This window comes from Mesorhizobium sp. B2-7-1, from assembly GCF_006440735.1.
Taxonomy (GTDB): Bacteria; Pseudomonadota; Alphaproteobacteria; order Rhizobiales; family Rhizobiaceae; genus Mesorhizobium.
This window is the reverse complement of record NZ_VFUA01000004.1, coordinates 1-18,330: the sequence shown is the minus strand read 5'-3', so window position 1 is coordinate 18,330 and position 18,330 is coordinate 1. Positions and strand designations below refer to the sequence as shown.

The following is an 18,330-nucleotide window of genomic DNA, read 5'->3' as shown; positions in this document are numbered from 1 at the left end:
GGGCAAGCTAGCCATAGCTGATTTGCGACTTCCCGCAAAAGGAAAGCGACTGAAAAATTGGCGCTTTTCTTGTCGATTTTGCGACAGGTGTTGGCGCTGGCTGGCCGTTTCCAATAGGGTGCATGGCTACGATCCGGCAAGAAGCGGCGACGATGGGCCGCCCAGCCAATTCAGGCCAAGTTATAGGAAGAACGATCATGAGCGATAACGCGGCAGTCGAGCAGGAAGCGTCAGGCGGACGGCGCGGACGCGGCGCCAGCGGCGGCGCGGCGGCGCGCCGGGCCGCCCGTTCGGGCGGCGGTCCGGGCACGCAGCTCACCTATATCAAGCGCAAGATCAACGTCTACGAGGTCCTCAACGAGGAAGGCCTGGCGCTGATCGAGAAGAACACCGACACGGTGCTGGAAGAGATGGGCATCATCTTCCGTGACGACGCCGAGGCGCTGGCGCTGTGGAAAGAGGCTGGCGCCGACGTCAAGGGCGAGCGCGTGCATTTCCCCAAGGGGCTGTGCCGCTCGCTGCTCAAGACCGCGCCTTCCATCTACACCCAGCATGCGCGCAATCCGGAACGTTCGGTGCAGATCGGCGGCAATGCGACCGTGTTCGCGCCGGTCTACGGACCGCCCTTCGTGCGCGACCTCGACGGCAATCGCCGCTACGCGACGATCGAGGATTTCCAGAATTTCGTGAAGCTCGCCTATATGGCGCCGTCGATCCACCATTCGGGCGGCACTGTGTGCGAGCCGGTCGACGTGCCGGTCAACAAGCGCCACCTCGATATGATCTACGCGCATATCCGTTACTCGGACAAGCCGTTCATGGGGTCGGTGACGGCGCCTGAGCGGGCCGAGGACACGGTGGCGATGGCCAAGCTGGTGTTCGGCGACGACTTCGTCGAGAACAACACGGTGCTGACCAGCCTGATCAACGCCAACTCGCCGATGGTGTTCGACGAGACCATGTTGGGAGCGCTGAAAGTCTATTCGCGCCACAACCAGGCCTGCATCGTCACGCCCTTCATCCTGGCCGGTGCGATGAGCCCGGTGACGGTCGCCGGCACGCTGACGCAGGTGCTGGCCGAGGTGCTCGCCGGCGCCTCGTTCACGCAGCTGATCAGGCCCGGCGCGCCGGTGCTGTTCGGCACCTTCGCTTCGTCGATCTCGATGCAGTCCGGCGCGCCGACCTTCGGCACGCCCGAGCCGTCGCTTGTCTCTTATGGCGCGGCGCAGCTCGCCCGCCGGCTCGGCCTGCCGTTCCGCACCGGCGGTTCGCTGTGCGCCTCGAAGGTTCCGGATGCACAGGCGGCCTACGAGAGCGCCAACACGCTCAACTCGACGATCCTCGCCGGCACCAATTTCGTGCTGCATTCGGCGGGCTGGCTCGAGGGCGGTCTCGCCTCCTGCTACGAAAAGTTCATGATGGACATCGACCAGCTCGGCATGCAGCAGAAATTCGCCGAGGGCGTCGATCTGTCGGAAAACGGCCAGGCGATGGATGCCATCCGCCAGGTCGGTCCGGGCAGCCATTATCTGGGCTGCGACCACACGCAGGCGAATTTCCAGACCGCCTTCTATCGCTCCAACATCGCCGACAACAATTCCTACGAGCAGTGGCTGGCCGAAGGCGAGAAGACCGCGCCGCAGCGCGCCAACGAGCTCGCCCGCCGCTGGCTGGAGAGCTACGAGGCGCCGCATCTCGATCCGGCCATCGACGAGGCGTTGAACGACTTCATCGCCAAGAAGAAGGGCTCGATGGCCGACGCCTTCACGTGAAAGGAGCCCGATTCAGGCCGGGCTAAAGTCGCCAACATCATTCACAAGGAAGTCTGGCGGAGCGCGTTCTCCGACCCGGACCGGAAGGGATGACTTTTTCCCGCGGCACGGTCGAGGAGATTGCGGCCGTGCTTGCGGCCAGTGGCCTGATCCTTCGCGGCGGTTTCGGCTTCGGCGACGAGGAGGCGGCGCCAGCCGGACCTTCCGGCGCCCCGGCAAAATCGATGCTGCTGGTCGGGCAGGCAGGCGCGGCGCCATGGCCGCATTTCCAGCGCTGGCTTCGGCAGCAGGCGAGGGACATCGCCAATCCACTCGACACCTGGTCGCGCGAGGTGATCGGCGCCGTCGCGCAGGGCTGCGGTGCGCGCGCTATTTCGCCGTCCGACCGGCCCTATCTGCCGTTCCAGCAATGGGCGATGCGTGCCGAGCGACTGAAGCCGTCGCCGCTCGGCATACTTATGCATCCCCAGTACGGGCTATGGCACGCCTATCGCGGCGCGTTGCTGTTCGAGGACGAGATTTCTCAGTCCGAAGCTCATGAGGCGATTCATCTTTGCGACACATGTGTCGCAAAACCTTGCCTTAAATCCTGTCCTGTCGACGCCTATTCTGAACAGGGTTTTGCGTATGAGAGCTGTCTCGGCCATGTGCGCGGCCCTCGTGGGGGATCGTGCCGGAGCGGCGGCTGCCTCGATCGCAACGCCTGCCCCTTTGGCGTGGCCTATCGCTACCCAGCGGAGGTCCAGGCCTTCCATATGGCGAGTTTCGCGCGCGCCGCCGCCTGATCGGTCGTCGTTTGTTCGCAAGCGCTTGACGGTGATCGGCTGTCGGCCTATTCATCAAGTCATCAGATGACTTGATGAATAGGCCGATGCAACCCGCCGTCAGAACCAACCTTACCACCAGCGCCACCGAAAGCCTGCGCGCTGAGATCGTCAGCGGCCGCTGGGGTGTCGGCGAGCGCGTGCCCAATGAGGCGGTCCTCAGCGATCTGCTTGCCGTCAGTCGCGGTACCGTGCGCGAGGCGGTGAGGGTGCTGGTCTCGCAAGGGTTGCTGGATACGCGCCAGGGCTCGGGCACCTATGTGCGCTCGACCGTCGACGCGTCCGCGGCTCTCGATCGTGTCAGGCGCACCGGCCTGCGCGATCAATGGGAGGCGCGGGCCGCGCTCGACCTTGAAGCGGCACGGCTTGCCGCCTTGCGCCGCACGCCCGCCGACATCAAGCGGATGCGTCAGCTGCTTGCCGAGCGCGGTAGCGTCGCCGACGGCGGAAGCGAAGCCTTCATCCAGCGCGACCTTGCCTTCCACAAATCGGTCGTCGCGGCGTCCGGCAACAAGGCGATGATGGAACTCTATGATTTCTTCACCGTCGCCATTACCGAAACCATCCACGCCACGATCGATGGCGAGCTGCCCGAACCGGACCAGCAGGCGCACGCGGCCATCCTCGATGCCATCGCCGCAGGCGATCCCGACGGCGCGGTTGCTGCCGTTCACGCCTTCATGGCGCCGGTGCTTGCCCAGTTTGAAAGACTGCTTTCCCAATGAACCAGACATTTCGCCAACCCGACCTGGAGGCGCAATCCCTCGAGGGGCTGAACCTCATCGACGCCGAGGCCGACAGCCTGCCGCCGCCGCAGCCCCCGCAGTTGCGCAGCCGCGCCGCGCGTATCGTGCTCGGCGCCAGCCTTGTGCTGATCGCCTTCAACCTGCGGCCGTTGTTTTCCAGCCTGTCGGTGCTGTTGCCCGAAGTGATGCAGGCGACCGGGCTCTCGACGACGGGCGCCAGCCTGCTGACGACGCTGCCGGTGCTCTGTCTCGGCCTGTTTGCCCCGTTTGCGCCGAGGCTTGCCCAGCGCTACGGCGCCGAACGGGCCTTGCTCGGCGCGCTTGTCGTGCTGGCGTTGGGAACCGGACTGCGCTGGTTCGGATCGGTTCCATTGCTGTTCGCCGCGACCTTCCTTGCCGGCGGCGCCATCGCCATCGGCAACGTGCTGTTGCCTGGACTGGTCAAGCGTGACTTCGCCGACAGCGCCGCGGTCATGACCGGCCTCTACACCATGGCGCTTTGCGCGGGTTCGGCCGCCGCCGCCGGCCTCACGCTGCCGATCGAGCATTTCGTCACCGGTTCGTGGTCGAGCGCGCTCGGTGCCTGGGCGGTGCCGACCTTGCTCATGCTGGCGATATGGATCCCACAGGCCCTGGGCAGCCGGCGGCAGGCAAGCCATCGCGGCTTTCGCGTCGTCGGCCTCTGGCGCGATCGTCTTGCGTGGCAGGTGACCTTGTTCATGGGCCTGCAGTCGGCGCTGGCTTATTGCGTCTTCGGCTGGCTGGCGCCGATCCTGCGCGAGCGAGGCTTCGATGCGGCAACCGCCGGCGCCATCGCATCGGTGTCCGTGATGGCGCAGGTCATCACCTGCCTTGCGGTGCCGTCCATCGCCGTGCGGCTGAGCAACCAGCGCGGCATCAACGTGGCGCTTGTTGCGATCGCGGTGGCCGCGCTGTTCGGCATTCTTTTCGCACCGACCTCGACGGTGCTGGTCTGGGCTGTTCTGCAAGGCATCGGGCAGGGTGGTCTGATCGCAGCCGCCATGACCCTGATCGTGCTGCGTTCTCCGGACTCGCATGTCGCGGCGCATCTGTCGGGCATGGCGCAAGGTGTCGGCTATGTGCTTGCCGCCTTCGGCCCGCTGCTGGTGGGGTTGATCCGCGGCTGGACCGGTAGTTTCTCGGGATCGGCCTTCCTGTTCGTAGCGCTCGGGCTCGGCGCGGCAATCATGGGGTTCGGCGCCGGCCGCGCCTTGCATGTCGGCGCAAGAACCTTGCCCATCGAGGACCAGAGTTGATTTCGTGGGTGGGACGCCGTAGCGCCCGCACGAAATGTTGACCGCCGGATCCGGCTGATGCCTTGCCCTGGTCATTGGCGCGGATATGTATCGCCCATCCGATAAATGGAGCAGGCGATGGCGAAGCAGGACCTTCAGATCAAGACGCTTGACGGCGTGGCAAGGGCGGGCCTTTTCCGACCGTCCACCAAAGCCGGTGCCGGCGTCATCCTCTATATGGACGCCTTCGGGCCGCGCCCGGCGCTCGACGAGATGGCCGAGCGGCTTGCCGGCGATGGCTATGCGGTGCTGGTGCCCGATCTCTTTTATCGCAACGCGCCCTATGGGCCGTTCGACGCCAAGACCGCCTTCGCGGTGGAGGAAACCAAGACCAAATTGATGGCGCTTGTCACCGGCACGACGCAGGAGATGACCATTCGCGACAACGCGGCCTTCCTCAATGCGCTCACGGCCGAAGGCATCGATGGGCCGATCGGCGTCGTCGGCTATTGCATGGGCGGAGCGCGGGCGCTGAACGCGGCGGCAGCCCATCCCGACCGCATCGCCGCCGCGGCGAGCTTCCATGGCGGCAATCTGGCCAGCGACGCGCCGGACAGCCCGCACCGCAAGGCCGCCTCGATCAAGGCGCGCGTCTATGTCGGGGTTGCCGGCGTCGATCGCAGCTTCCCGCCGGAACAGTCGGCGCGGCTGGCGGAAGCGCTCAGGGTCGCCGAAGTCGACCATGCGATCGAAAACTATGTCGGCGTCGGCCATGGCTGGTGCATCAAGGACCATAGCGTTTACGACGAGGCGGGCGCCGAGCGCCATTGGAAGCGGCTGGGGACGTTCTTCAAAGAGACGCTCGGATAACCATCTCTCGCAGGTCGCGGAGGGCGCGCTGTGCGGCGCGAGCCTTCGAATGTCAGCGCCGCCCCTCATCCGTCCTTCGGACACCTTCTCCCCGTAAACGGGGAGAAGGAAATGCGCTGCCGCAAAAAAATCTTTTCATCGCCCCAAGGATTGGTCATTAGCCTTCGTCCAACAGGCAAATGATGGCGATGATGCTGGACGACAGCGAAGCCTCCGATGCCGAATTGATCGGGCGGGCGAGGGACGGAGACAGGGGGGCTTTCGGCAGATTGCTCGAAAGGCACTATGGCTTCGTCTATCGCGCCGCCTATCGCTGGTGCGGCCGCAAGGCCGATGCCGAGGACATCGCCCAGGACGTCTGCGTGCGGCTCGGCCGCGCGATCCGCGACTATCAGGGCAGCGGTGCCTTCACGACATGGCTCTATGCCATGACGCTGAACGCTTCGCGAGACCTGATGCGCAAGCGCGCCCGCGACACCGCCAAGACCGATGCCTACGGCGCCTATGCGTCGATTGCGGGCGAAGCACTGGCCGAGGCCGACGATCCCGCCGAAACGCTTTGGGCGGCGGTGCGGACGCTGCCCGACAAGCAGCGCGACGCGGTGCTGCTTGTCTATGGCGAAGGTCTCAACCACGCGGCGGCGGCGGAGGTGATGGCGATCTCGGAGACGACGGTTTCCTGGCACATCCATGAAGCGAAGAAACGGCTGAAAGTGCTGATGCGTTCAGCCGGGGAAGTGTGACCATGGTCGACGACAACGAACTCGAAAGGCTGCGCGACATCGCGGTACCGGCGCCTGACGGCGAGGCGAAGGCGCGCGCGCTCGCGGCCGCGATGCAGGCCTTCGACTTGGACGAAAGAATTTCGGCTGTCCCCCAAGGAACGCCTGCGGGCCTTCGTCTCACGGAGCGAGCACAAAAGCTCTGGAGAGACATCATGCAACGGAAACTCATTGCCACACCGGCCATCACCGCGCTGGTCGCGCTGCCTATCGCCAGCTATGCCGCTTTCGAGATGCTGAAGGAACAGCCGCCCGTCATCGGCGGCAACGGAACGGTCACCGAGACCTTGGCCGACAAGCCGGCGGCGCAGAAGCCCGCGCCCGAACAGCCCGCGATCAACGAGCCGCTGGCAGCAGCGCCCGCCAAGGCGAAGAAGACCGACGCCGACGCTGAGTATCGAGCCAATTCGCAAGTGGTCCCGGCAACGCCGGCCAAGCCGGCGACGGAAGTGGACGGCCTGGTCAAGCAGGAAGCGGCGCCCGATGCGTTGCCCCCGCCGGCACCGGCCGAGAGCGGTCAGTTCGCGGCCGGCGGCAAGGACGGGTCGCGTTCCCGGGTGATGATGAACTTCAAGCCACAATCACAAGACGAAGCGGCGAGAGCCGACCAGGCTCCGGCCGGGGAAGCTGCTGCGATGCCGGCGTCTCCTCCCGCAATGGTCGATTCCAAGCTGATGGTGCAGCCCGCGCCCATGCCGGCCGACCAGATGCAGCCGCAGGAGGAAAACCGCGACCGCATCGAGACCTTCAAGACCAATCCGGTGCATGAAACGGCGCAGGACCCGGTCTCAACCTTCTCGATCGATGTCGACACGGCCTCCTATTCCTTCGTGCGGCGCTCGCTGAAGGAAGGCGCTCTGCCTCAGGCCGACACGGTCCGTGTCGAGGAGATGATCAACTACTTCCCCTACGACTGGAAGGGGCCGGACTCGGCCGCGGCGCCATTCAACTCGACCGTCACCGTCATGCCGACGCCGTGGAACGAGCACACCAAGCTCATGCATGTCGCGATCAAGGGTTTCGACGTGAAGCCGGCTGAGCAGCCGAAGGCCAATCTGGTCTTCCTGATCGACGTCTCGGGTTCCATGGACGAGCCGGACAAGCTGCCGCTGCTCAAATCCGCCTTCCGCTTGCTGGTCAACAAGCTCAAAGCCGACGACACCGTCTCGATCGTCACCTATGCGGGTAATGCCGGCACGGTGCTGATGCCGACCAAGGCGGCGGAAAGGCAAAAGATCCTTGCGGCGATCGACAATCTGGCGCCCGGCGGATCGACGGCAGGCGAGGAAGGCATCCGCGAGGCCTACAAGCTTGCCCAGCAATCCTTCGTCAAGGACGGCGTCAACCGTGTGATGCTCGCCACCGACGGCGACTTCAACGTCGGCCAGACCGATGACGACGACCTCAAGCGGCTGATCGAGAAGGAACGCAAGACGGGCGTGTTCCTCTCGGTGTTCGGCTTCGGCCGCGGCAATCTGAACGACCAGATGATGCAGACCATCGCCCAGAACGGCAACGGCACGGCCGCCTATATCGACACGCTGGCGGAGGCCGAGAAGGTGCTGGTCGAGGACGCTTCCTCGACGCTGTTCACCATCGCCAAGGACGTCAAGATCCAGGTCGAGTTCAACCCGGCCGCAGTGTCGGAGTACCGGCTGGTCGGCTATGAGACGCGAGCTCTGAAGCGCGAGGATTTCAACAACGACCGCGTCGATGCCGGCGATATCGGTTCGGGCCATTCGGTGACGGCGGTCTATGAGATCACGCTGAAGGGCAGCGGCGGTGAACAGGTCGACCCGCTGCGCTACGGCCAGGCCACGGTCGACAATGGCGGCGTCGCCAATGCCGGCGAATATGCCTTCGTCAAGATCCGCTACAAGCTGCCGAACGAGAACGTGTCGAAGCTGATCACCACGCCGGTCACTGCCGCCAACGAGGTCAAGTCCTTCGACGCGGCCGGCACCGACCAGCGCTTCTCGGTTGCGGTCGCCGCCTTCGGCCAGAAGCTGCGCGACGAGGATCAGACGGCGAATTTCGGCTATGACCGGATCGCCGAGATCGCCAACGCCGCGCGCGGTGCCGATCCGTTCGGCTACAGGGCGGAGTTCCTGTCGCTGGTGCGCCTGGCCGCATCGCTGGACGGCAACAAGTAGAGGGCCGAAGGGCAGGGACTGAATCGCGAAGGCCGGCGGGGCAAATCCTGCCGGCCTTTTTGCGATCGTTAAATTGCGTGGCTTTTCCGGAATATCATCGCAATGAGCTTCTGTTAGTCAATGCTGATAGAGTTTGAGGGATCAGCAGTGCATATCAATACAACCGGGAACGCGGGCGGGACGGTGTACAACATGCCGGTCCGGGCACCTTCTGCCCCCACGCCGGAATCCGCGCGTATCAGCAACGATGTCAGCGCGACGCGCAACACCGCACTTTCGGCGCTCAACAACGATCGTTTTCGCGCGATGCTGGAGCAGATCAGCGATCCGGGCGCGTCGGGCGCCCTGATGACGATGAGCTCCGACAGCCAGAACGTCGTCGATTTCAACACAGCGCTGTCGCGCTACGCTGAAAGCAGCGAATAAAGCAGGCCTGTCAGGCGCGGCTGCGCCTGCGTTCGCGGCGGCCTTCGCTGGTTTCCGGGGTATTTGCCGTCGCCACCTTGTTGCGCATCGGGCCGATACGCTCGACGATCGTCTCGACGGTTGGGCGCGTCGACTTGGTGTGCGCGTCGAGCGCCTTGCGCATGGCGGCGAGGTGGGCGAACGAGGTGCCGCAGCAGCCGCCGACAATTTTTGCGCCGGCATCGACCGCCAGCCGCACATAGTCGGACATCAATTCCGGCGTGCCGGAATAGTGGATCTCCGCGCCGCGGAATTCCGGAATGCCGCAATTGCCCTTGACGATCACGGTTGCCTCCGGCTTCGCCTCGGTCATGTCGAGCAGCGAGGCCAGGATATCGGAAGCGCCGACGCCGCAATTGGCGCCGACACCGAGCGGGGCCTGCGACAGGCCGTCGGCGACGGCGTGGATGTCCTTCGGCAGCAGGCCCATCATGGTGCGGCCGGCCGTGTCGAAGGAACCGGTATAGGTATAGGGCAGGCCGACGCGGATCGCGGCCTGCGCGGCGGCGCGGATCTCGTCGGGCGCCGACATGGTCTCGATCCAGGCGACTTCGGCGCCGCCGGCCTTGAGACCCTCGATCTGCTCGGCAAAGGCCTCGACGGCATCGTCGTAAGTCAGGGCGCCGAGCGGCACCAGCAATTCGCCGGTCGGACCGACGGAGCCGGCGACGATCACCTTGCGGCCGGCCTTGTCGGCAACGGAACGGGCGATCTCGGCGGCGCGCTTGTTCAGCTCGTGCACGCGATCCTGCGCATGATGCAGCTTCAGCCGGTGGCGGGTGCCGCCGAAGGAGTTGGTCAGAATGATATCGGCGCCGGCATCGACGAAATTCCGATGCAGGCTGGCGATCGTCTCGGGCGACGTCTCATTGAGCAGCTCCGGCGCTTCGCCGGCTTCCAGACCCATGGCGAACAGATTGGTGCCGGTGGCGCCGTCGGCCAGGAGCACGCCCTTTTCGGCAAGCAGGGCGTCAATCGGGTTGGTCGCGGTCATGACTTTGACTTTCGTGTTCGAATTCAAATAACGATATAAAGAAGTCTTTATGTCCAGTCAACGAACTTGCGACCGAGAAGATCTTACGAAGCCGGTGTGATCTCGACCTCGATCTCGGTGCAGGCATCGCCATTGGTCGGGTGGTGATCGACCGAGCATGCGGTGACGACAAGCAGGAGGTCCTGTTCGGCGCGCAATGTCACGTAGCCGCCCGGCGGATTGATCGAGGCCTCGACCACCAGGGTTCCGTCCGGCTGCGGCATTGAGTTCTGGAAGAGGTCGACCGGGTCGGGCGCGAAGGGGAGGTCGATGCCTTCCGCGCCGAGCGCCTTCATTAGATTGTCGCGGCAGTTCGGGTGGTTGGGCAGGCCGGCGCGTTCGTAGAGCGCGCTGTCGCAGGCCGGATAGAGCATGTCATGCGGTCCGGGCGAGGCGTCCTCGATCAGCGTCAGCATGATCTTGCCGGCGGCGCTGTAGAAATGGTCGCCGGGTTTCGGGAACAGCCGCTCGGTGATGTCGCGGGTCTGCGAGGTGCTCAGCCAGTCGAGACGGTCCCCGGTCGAGAAGGCCCAGAGGTCCGAGACCTGCTGGCCCTTGGGATCGACGATGCGGATCAGATCGCCGCGCCTGACGCGCATGGAACGGCCCGACTGAGGAGGGACAAGGATGTGACGCGATGCTTGCATGGGTTTTCCTGAAACGATGAGCGGCGGCCAGGATGATATCTATGCCGGCAATCAGACAGAGCCTGACGGGAAAGACATTGCGGCCAGCTTCTGCGTGAAGCTTGCCGCCTCATGCGCGTTGATGTCGGCGGCGCGGATCAGATTGTCGAAATGGCTGGTAAGCGTCCGGACCGGCTGGGTGGCGTTCAGCACCAGATACATGTCGCCGACATAGATCGCGGCCCTATAAGGACCGAAGATCGTGTAGGGGATCGAATAGCGCATGCGGCCGTCATAAAGGAACAGCCGGAAAGTCGGGTAAAGGTCGTCGAGCAGTGTTGCCATGTGCAGCAACTGCTTGCGCCTTTCGGCTTCCGGGAAACGATCCCAGACCCCGAGACCGCGCGCAAAGATCTCAAGCGTGTGGCGCGGCATGCAGACCTCCATGTCGGTCTCCGGCCGTCTTGTATAGTCGATGCGGTATTGCGTTTCGCCGGCCTGCGCCTCACGGCTCTTGTTGGTTATTCCGGCCTCATACTCAACAAGGGCTTCCGTGCGCAAAAGGTCAGGGATGCCTGCCGGCACGTAGCGGATTTTCGTGCCCGCCGCCTCGGCATGCCACTTGGCGAGCAACGTGCGGTCGAAGCCGTCGGGCGCCTCCTCGATCTCGAGGCTCTCTCTAATTTCGCCGGTGACGCCCTCGTCCTGGGAAAGGCCCAGCAGCCAATCAAGCGACACCTTGAACTCGGCCGCAATGTTGAGAAGCGTCTCGGCGCGCGGCAAGCGGGTCGAGGCGCCTGACAGGAGTTGTGAGAGCGCCGAGCGGTCGATGCCGACGGCAGTCGCGAAGGCCGACTGGTTGAGGTCGGACCGTGTCAAGAGCAATTTCAGCCGCTCCCTGAACAGGGTCGAAAGATCGCGCTTGTCCATGACGCTGCTCCTGCTTTGGAGAGGAAAAATTTGCGCTGAAGCCGATCTGAACGTGGCTCAGGCGGAAACGAATCCCCATATCTGTTTACAATGTATAACATATGCGGCTGAAAATGCGCACTCGCAACAGTTTGTGCGCTTTGTCGCGTTGATGTAACGGCAGGCTCCTGACACAATGCTGTCAGGAACCGAGTTGGTTCCGGCGACTGGAGGGCAGTGGTCGATAGCATGGCAAGCATGAATAAGAGACGTAGCAGCACACCGGCGGTCGAATGGCCGACTGTCTTCCTCACACTCTTCTGCTACGGCGCCTGGCTCGCCACGGGCTTCCTTCTCTGGCCATCCCATCCGCTTTTGGCGCTTGCCGTCCTGCCCTTCATCCTGGCTCTGCAATCCTCGCTGATGCACGAAGTGCTGCACGGTCACCCGACCCGCAACGCCAAGCTCAATGAAACCTTCGTCTTCCTGCCGATCGGGCTGGTCTGGCCGTTCCGGCGTTTCAAGACCATCCATTTGCGCCACCACGCCGATGAGCGGCTGACCGATCCGCTGGACGATCCGGAGAGCTATTACCAGGCGCTTTGGATGCATGAGGAACTGCCGCCGGCGATGAAGCTTCTGCTCAAGATCAACAACACCATGGTCGGCCGCTTCATCCTCGGACCGTGGCTGTCGTCGATCGGCTTCTTCATCGACGACGCCAAGCAGATCATCGTCGGGGACAAGGCGATCCGCAAGGCGTGGCTGCTGCACGCTATCGGCCTTGCCGTGGTGGTGCCGATCGTCACATTCGGTTTCGGCATTCCGCTCTGGCTCTACATATTGGTGCCGGTCTGGCTCGGGCAGTCGCTGATTTCGGTGCGTACCTATGCAGAGCATCAGTGGTCGGAACATCCGGAAGGGCGCACGGTGATCGTCGAGCGCTCTCCGCTCTCCTTCCTGTTCCTCAACAACAATCTGCATTTCGTCCATCACAAGAGCCCGACCATTGCCTGGTACAGGCTGCCGACGCTGTTTCGCGAGCGCCGCGAAGAGTGGCTGCGGATGAACAATGGTTATGCCTATCCGAACTATTTTGCGATGCTGAAAGCCCACGCCTTCAAGGCCAAGGAGCCGATCGTCCATCCGGTGCTGCGGCGCGCACCGGAACCTGGCCGCGCTTTCAAGCCGCGCGTGCGGGCGCGCAATGTCAGCGGGTTGGGAACAGCACCCGTTCCCGCGGAGCCGCCGAAAGAGTAATTTCGACTTTCCGCGGCCGCTTTCGTGGCGGAACACAGGCGCCGAAGGTTGCCTGTCTTTGAAAGCTATTCGACATGAGTAAGTTCGTTGCGGCCCTGCCGATGTATGACTGGCCCGAAGCGCGTGGCGAGGTCGATGCGCAATGGGCACGGCTTCGCGACGCCTTCCGGCAAAGGGGCATCGATGCGCCGGAGGCCGTCGTGCGCAGCAATGGCGAACTGCCGCCGGTGCCTGGCGGCATCCTCGACGACGCCGGCAAGCCGATCGCGCCCGACCCGGCGACGCTCCCCCCGGACGAGTTCGATTTTCACCAGCTCTGGCTGAGCCCGGCGCTGCTCTTCGGGCAAACATGCTGGGGGCCAATGGAACTCGGCCTCGCCCCGCATGTGCAGGTGATTGCCCAACCAAGCTACGATGCGTTCGAAGGCGGGCAGGGCGAGCTTTATTCCAGCGCACTGGTGATGGCTGCGGACGGTGGACCGTCGCTAGCCTCGCCGGCGGATGGCAAGGCTGCGGTCCCGCTCGATCTCATTCGCGGCAAGCGCTTCACCTTCAACAATCCGGACTCGATGTCCGGGCTGATCGGGCTGACGCGCGACCTGGAGGCCATGGGCGCAAGCCTCGACATCTTCGCCTCGCGCAGCGAAAGCGGCGGCCACCGGTCGTCGATCGTGGCGGTCGCCGAAGGCAGGGCCGATGTCGCGGCTATCGACTGCGAAAGCTGGGCGCTGGCGCAGCGTTTCGAGCCGGCGGCGAAAGGCTTGAAGGTGGTCGGCTGGACGGCGCGGCGCAAGGGCCTGCCCTACATCACGGCCAGGACGACGCCGGAGAAAGTCATTGCCGCGATGCGCGACGCCGTCGCGGCGGTCGAAAGCGGATCAGAGCAGCCGCTCGTCCAGCTTGTAGGCTGAAAGCTTCTCGTTGCCGGTCTCGGTGATCAGGATCTGCTCCTCGATCTTGACGCCTTCGCGTCCGCCAAGCCTGCCGATATAGCTTTCGACGCAAAGCACCATGCCAGGTTCGAGCACGCCGTCCGGCGTGTCGGCGGTCCAGTCGCCTATATGCGGCAGCGTCGGATATTCGTCCGCCAGGCCGACCCCATGATAAAGCACGCCGTAGCGCGTCGGGTAGCAGTCGTCCGGCGGCACCGCCGAGCGCTCGACGAGATCGCGGAAGGAGATGCCCGGCCGCATCAGGTCGGTGTTGTGGGCGATCTGGCCGGCGGCGATGCGGAACAGGTCGCGCTGCTCGTTCGACGGTTGCCTGTCGCCGCAGAGCCATGTGCGCGAAAGGTCGGCGCAGAAGCCATAAGGGCCGATAAGGTCGGTGTCGAAGGCGACAAGGTCACCGTTCTCGACGACGCGCGAGGAGCATTCCTGGAACCAGGGATTGGTGCGCGGTCCGGACGACAGAAGACGCGTCTCGATCCACTCGCCGCCGCGCGCGATGTTGCCGCGATGCAGTTCCGCCCACAATTCGTTCTCCGAGATGCCGGGCTTCAGCGCGGCTTCCATCTCGCCCATCGCCGCCTCGCAGGCGACGATGGCGCGGCGCATGGCGAGGATCTCGTCGGGCGATTTGATGAGGCGCGCATTCTCCATCACGGCCTCGCCATTGCCTATCGCGATGCCGCGGCGCGCGAGCTCCTCCACGCCTTCGGGGTTGATGTGGTCGACGGCGATGCAGCGGTTGCCGCCGCCATGCTCGGCAACGAGCTCGGCGATGCCCGCGCCCCAGCGCCGCACCTTCTGCTCGGTAAGCTCGCCGCTGTAGAGATACATCCACGACACGGCCGGGCGCACCTCGTCGACGACACCCGAATGGTCGGACAGGTGCTCGCAGGAGAAATAGTCGAACAGCACCACCGGCCCTTCCGCTGCGACGAAACAATGGCGTGTCGGGTTGTGCGCGACCCAGAGCTGCATGTTGGTCGAGTCCGTCGCGTAGCGGATATTGACAGGGTCGTAGAGCAGGGCACCGGCGTAGTCGCGGCGCTTCAGCTCGGCGCGGATGCGCTCCAGCCGGTATCTGCGCATGGCGGGTAGGTCAGGCGCTGCGATGCCGGCCGCGGCCCATTCCGCTTCGGCCGTCGCGCCATAGCCCAGCACATGCTGGTTGAGCGCGGCGGCCTTCTCGCGCGAGACCTCGCGCAGCGCTTCGACCGAGCCGGGTTCGAAGGGCATGATCTTGCGGTGGCGGCCGAAGCGTTGCTTGTCCATTCGTCCCCTGAACCCTTACTGCGCGGTCTTCTTGTGCAGTCTGGTGATCGTGACTTTGCGTGGCGGGAAGCCGAGCGCCTGCGGCACTTCGACAGTGCGGTGGACGGTGTCCATCACGTAGCCAGCTTTCGCCATTTCTTCAAAGACATCGGAGGGCGGTTCCCTGTCATCGGTCAGGACAAGCACCGCCGGCTCGCGGATCGACCGGGCGAAGTCCGGCGTCTCGTCATCGAGCGCGATGAGACCGGCATCGACCAGGCGAAGATTGCCGACCCAGAACCAGCTCGAGACCACGGTCTTGACCGGTCCGTCGGCGTTGATCTGCTTGTAAAGCGACTGGTAGTCCGTACGCACGATGCCGCCGCGGCTGTCGCCGCCGTGCAGGTGCATGTACCAGCTCAGCGGCAGCACCAGCATGGCAAGAAGAGCGCCGACAAAGACGATGGTGGCTTGCGTCTTTCGGCCCTTCTGGCCCATGGCGTCGAAGCGCATGGCAAGGGCCGCGGGCAGGAGGATGAAGATGGGCAGCATCCAGCGGTCGCGAAACTGCGTGATGCCAGCCGCCAGCACGACTGCCACCATCACCACCAAGCCAAGGACGATCGCCCGCCACAACAGCTTTTCCGGCCACCGCACCGGCTGAGGCGGCTCAGTCCGGTTTCTCATCGCCAGGACATAAGCGGCGGCAAAAATCACGGCAGGCAATCCGGCAAAATTGACGATCGCATTGGCCAGTCTGCGGCTGCCGAGAAGTGCTGTTTTCGCAATGCTGCCGCCTTCGGCGACGCCCAGGCCATCTTGGTGCGAGAGCAGATCTTCCAGATGCGTCAGGCTCCAATAAAGCGTCGGCAGGCAGGCAAGGACCGCTACCGCCACGCTGATCAGGAAACGGCGGTCGAAGATCGCCTCACGCGTTTCGCGAACCGAGAGGGATGCCAGGAACAGGGCGGCAAGGAAGATGACGATGTTGTATTTCGACAGCATCGCGGCCGCCGTCGCCAGGCCGAAAAACGCATAGGCAACGGCCGAACGCCGCTTCTCCACCTCGACAAGCGCCAGAAGCAACACCGAGGTGAAACAGAATATGGCGACCGAGTGGGTGAGGGCGTGCTGCATCTCCCAGAAGACCTGGGGAAACAGAAGCAGCCCGAACATGCCCGAGGCAGCGGCGCGGTTCGAGTAGCCGAGGCGGCGTATGGCGGTGAAATACGCTGCCAGCCCCGCGGCCAGCAGGCCGTATTTGACGATCTTGAGGGCAAGGACGCTGGTTCCGACCAACGAGGCCGCAAGCATGGCGAGCCAGGTGTACAAAGGCGGCTGCGAACTGCCGTAGCCGGCAGCCAGGAACCGCATTTCCATCAGTTGCTCGGAATCGTCGACACCGACGCCCGTGCCCGCAACGTGAGACAACAGGGCCATCACGACGATCTGGGTCAGACAATAGAGGAGGACCGACGCGATCGCGGCGCTGAATGGACCGACCCGTTCATCGCAGAGCCAATCGGTCCATTTCTCTAACTGCCGCAAGGGGATGGTCTTCTCATGCTGATGCGCCGGTAGCGGGCCCGACCATGCCATAGCGCCCGGCGCAATCCAATGATTCCCGAGGCTTCAGGTCCGCATCTTCTCGCCGCTCGGATCGAAGGGCGGCTCGACATTGATGCGGGCCGGGCGGCGGTGACCGAGGATCTCGATCTCGAACAGGCCGGCGCTTTCGTCCTCGGCAAGAGCCGCCGGCACGTAGCCCTGCGCCATCGACTTCTGGACGTAATGCGCATAGCCGCCCGAGGTGACCCAGCCGACGACGCGCCATTCGCCGTCGATGATGCCGCGCACGGCGGAAGCGCCCTCGGCTGCCTTCGAGCCACGCACTTCCTTCCCCGTCTCATCGAAGCGCGGCGCGCCGTAACCATGCGGCTTTTCGACCGTGCCGTAGTCCTTGCTGACCTTGGCCCAGATCGGCTCGTCGCCCATCACGTCGGCGTCTATGGCGTCGACGATGAAGGAAACGCGGCGCAGCTTCGGACCCTCGGCGTGTTCCTTGGCCGACGCCTCGCGCCCGATGAAGTCGTTCTTCTCCAGCTTGATGAAGCGGTCCATCGAACCTTCGAACGGCCCGTAGATCGGCCGAAGCTCGCGGAACCAGGTCGGGAAGTTCTTCTCCAGGCGCATGGAGAGCAAAGCGCGCATGCCGAAATCGACCAGGCCGAACTCTTCGCCGGCGTCCTTGATCGCCTTGTACACCAGGCGCTGATAGGCAGGCGCCATCCAGATCTCATAGCCGAGATCGCCGGTGTAGGTGATGCGGTTGACCATGCATGGCGCGCCGCCGACCGCCATTTCGCGGAAATCCATGAAGCGGAAGGCTTTGGTCGAGATGTCGACATCGACCAGCTTCTGCAGCAGGTCCCGTGACTTCGGCCCGGCGATCGAGAGACCTACCAGCGTCTGGTCGAAGCGGTGGATGCGCACCGACCCATCCTTCGGCAGGTGCTTCTCGAACCAGCGCATATGGTATTTCTGCGCCGCCGACGAGCCCCAGATCATGAAGCGGTCTTCACCGGCCTTGGCGATGGTGAAGTCGCCGATCAGCTTGCCGAACTCGTTGACCATCGGGGTCAGCACGATGCGGCCGACCTTCGGCATGCGGTTGGTCATCAGCCGGTTGAGGAAATCCTCGGCGCCCGGACCCGAGACCTCGTATTTGGCGAAGTTGGCGATCTCGGTGACGCCGACCTTCTCACGCGTCGTACGCACTTCCTCGCCGATCGGGCCGAAGTCGTTGGAGCGGTGGAAGGACACGATGTCCTTCGGTTCTTTGCCCTTCGGCGCGAACCAAAGCGGGGTTTCCAGGCCCCAGCTATCGCCCATGACGGCGTTGTTGGCGAGCATGGTATCGTAGAGCGGCGTCGTCTGCGCGGGCCTAGCGGCAGGCAGCTCTTCGTTCGGGAAGCGGATCGAGAAGCGCCGCGAATAGTTCTCGCGCACCTTGGCGTTGGTGTAGCGCAGGCTCGCCCATTCGCCGAAGCGGGCGACATCCATGCCCCAGACGTCGAAGCCCGGGTCGCCATGCACCATCCAGTTGGAGAGCGCGAGGCCGACGCCGCCGCCCTGGCTGAAGCCGGCCATGACCGCGCAGGCGCACCAGAAATTGGTCAGGCCCTGGACAGGGCCGACCAGCGGGTTGCCGTCGAGCGCGAAGGTGAAGGGGCCGTTGATGATCTGCTTGATGCCGGCTTTCTCGATGCCGGGGAAATGCTTGAAGCCGATTTCCAGCGACGGCGCGATGCGGTCGATGTCGGGTGGCAAGAGTTCATGGCCGAAATCCCAGGGCGTGTTGACCGGCGACCACGGCTTGCAGGCCTTTTCATAGGTGCCGAGCAAGATGCCGTTGCGCTCCTGTCGGGTGTAGATC

At 64.2% G+C, this 18,330-nt stretch carries 16 protein-coding genes; 10 read left to right on the top strand and 6 right to left on the bottom strand.

Features of this window, described 5'->3' with window-relative positions:
* Positions 1 to 197 precede the first annotated feature (197 nt).
* The 8 genes from FJ471_RS02755 to FJ471_RS02720 all read left to right on the top strand — a co-directional run bounded on the left by FJ471_RS02755 (position 198) and on the right by FJ471_RS02720 (position 8,829).
* Complete coding sequence (locus FJ471_RS02755; RefSeq protein WP_140801640.1) at positions 198 to 1,772, top strand: trimethylamine methyltransferase family protein; 1,575 nt, start codon at positions 198 to 200, stop codon at positions 1,770 to 1,772.
* A gap of 89 nt (positions 1,773 to 1,861) precedes the next feature.
* A complete protein-coding gene (locus FJ471_RS02750; protein ID WP_140801639.1) occupies positions 1,862 to 2,557 on the top strand; it encodes a 4Fe-4S dicluster domain-containing protein in 696 nt (231 codons plus the stop codon).
* Between the two features lie 86 nt (positions 2,558 to 2,643).
* The gene (locus FJ471_RS02745; protein WP_140801638.1) at positions 2,644 to 3,321 is read left to right on the top strand and encodes a FadR/GntR family transcriptional regulator; all 678 of its coding nucleotides are present in this window, start codon (positions 2,644 to 2,646) and stop codon (positions 3,319 to 3,321) included.
* A complete protein-coding gene (locus FJ471_RS02740; protein ID WP_140801637.1) occupies positions 3,318 to 4,619 on the top strand; it encodes an MFS transporter in 1,302 nt (433 codons plus the stop codon). Before FJ471_RS02745 ends, FJ471_RS02740 begins: the two co-directional genes overlap by 4 nt.
* A gap of 117 nt (positions 4,620 to 4,736) precedes the next feature.
* Positions 4,737 to 5,468, top strand: a complete 732-nt coding sequence (locus FJ471_RS02735; RefSeq protein WP_140801636.1) for a dienelactone hydrolase family protein — start codon at positions 4,737 to 4,739, stop codon at positions 5,466 to 5,468.
* Positions 5,469 to 5,650: 182 nt separating this feature from the next.
* Positions 5,651 to 6,211: an RNA polymerase sigma factor gene (locus FJ471_RS02730; RefSeq protein ID WP_140801635.1), complete on the top strand. Its 561-nt coding sequence runs from the start codon at positions 5,651 to 5,653 to the stop codon at positions 6,209 to 6,211.
* A gap of 2 nt (positions 6,212 to 6,213) precedes the next feature.
* Positions 6,214 to 8,403: a VWA domain-containing protein gene (locus tag FJ471_RS02725; protein ID WP_140801634.1), complete on the top strand. Its 2,190-nt coding sequence runs from the start codon at positions 6,214 to 6,216 to the stop codon at positions 8,401 to 8,403.
* 120 nt (positions 8,404 to 8,523) lie between these two features.
* Complete coding sequence (locus FJ471_RS02720) at positions 8,524 to 8,829, top strand: hypothetical protein (RefSeq protein ID WP_246684577.1); 306 nt, start codon at positions 8,524 to 8,526, stop codon at positions 8,827 to 8,829.
* Between the two features lie 10 nt (positions 8,830 to 8,839).
* On the opposite strand, the gene bmt is transcribed toward FJ471_RS02720, so the two are convergent.
* From bmt to FJ471_RS02705, 3 genes are all read right to left on the bottom strand, one after another.
* Positions 8,840 to 9,862, bottom strand: a complete 1,023-nt coding sequence (gene bmt, locus FJ471_RS02715) for a betaine--homocysteine S-methyltransferase (RefSeq protein WP_140801633.1) — start codon at positions 9,860 to 9,862, stop codon at positions 8,840 to 8,842.
* A gap of 83 nt (positions 9,863 to 9,945) precedes the next feature.
* Positions 9,946 to 10,548 carry an urea carboxylase-associated family protein gene (locus FJ471_RS02710; RefSeq protein WP_140801632.1) on the bottom strand — a complete coding sequence of 201 codons (603 nt, stop codon included), beginning with the start codon at positions 10,546 to 10,548 and terminating at the stop codon, positions 9,946 to 9,948.
* 51 nt (positions 10,549 to 10,599) lie between these two features.
* On the bottom strand, positions 10,600 to 11,457 hold the full coding sequence (locus FJ471_RS02705; protein WP_140801631.1) for a helix-turn-helix transcriptional regulator: 858 nt from the start codon (positions 11,455 to 11,457) through the stop codon (positions 10,600 to 10,602).
* 228 nt (positions 11,458 to 11,685) lie between these two features.
* Between FJ471_RS02705 and FJ471_RS02700 the strand changes: the two genes are divergently transcribed.
* Positions 11,686 to 12,696: a fatty acid desaturase gene (locus FJ471_RS02700; RefSeq protein WP_140801630.1), complete on the top strand. Its 1,011-nt coding sequence runs from the start codon at positions 11,686 to 11,688 to the stop codon at positions 12,694 to 12,696.
* A gap of 74 nt (positions 12,697 to 12,770) precedes the next feature.
* Complete coding sequence (locus FJ471_RS02695; protein WP_140801629.1) at positions 12,771 to 13,607, top strand: PhnD/SsuA/transferrin family substrate-binding protein; 837 nt, start codon at positions 12,771 to 12,773, stop codon at positions 13,605 to 13,607.
* Here the strand turns inward: FJ471_RS02695 and FJ471_RS02690 are convergent.
* The 3 genes from FJ471_RS02690 to FJ471_RS02680 all read right to left on the bottom strand — a co-directional run.
* On the bottom strand, positions 13,575 to 14,915 hold the full coding sequence (locus tag FJ471_RS02690) for a Xaa-Pro peptidase family protein (protein WP_140801628.1): 1,341 nt from the start codon (positions 14,913 to 14,915) through the stop codon (positions 13,575 to 13,577). The genes FJ471_RS02695 and FJ471_RS02690 overlap by 33 nt on opposite strands.
* Before the next feature lie 15 nt (positions 14,916 to 14,930).
* Complete coding sequence (locus FJ471_RS02685; protein WP_181179120.1) at positions 14,931 to 16,325, bottom strand: glycosyltransferase family 39 protein; 1,395 nt, start codon at positions 16,323 to 16,325, stop codon at positions 14,931 to 14,933.
* A 201-nt stretch (positions 16,326 to 16,526) separates the two neighbouring features.
* On the bottom strand, positions 16,527 to 18,330 hold a 1,804-nt coding region (locus FJ471_RS02680), incomplete at its 5' end, for an FAD-dependent oxidoreductase (protein ID WP_140801626.1).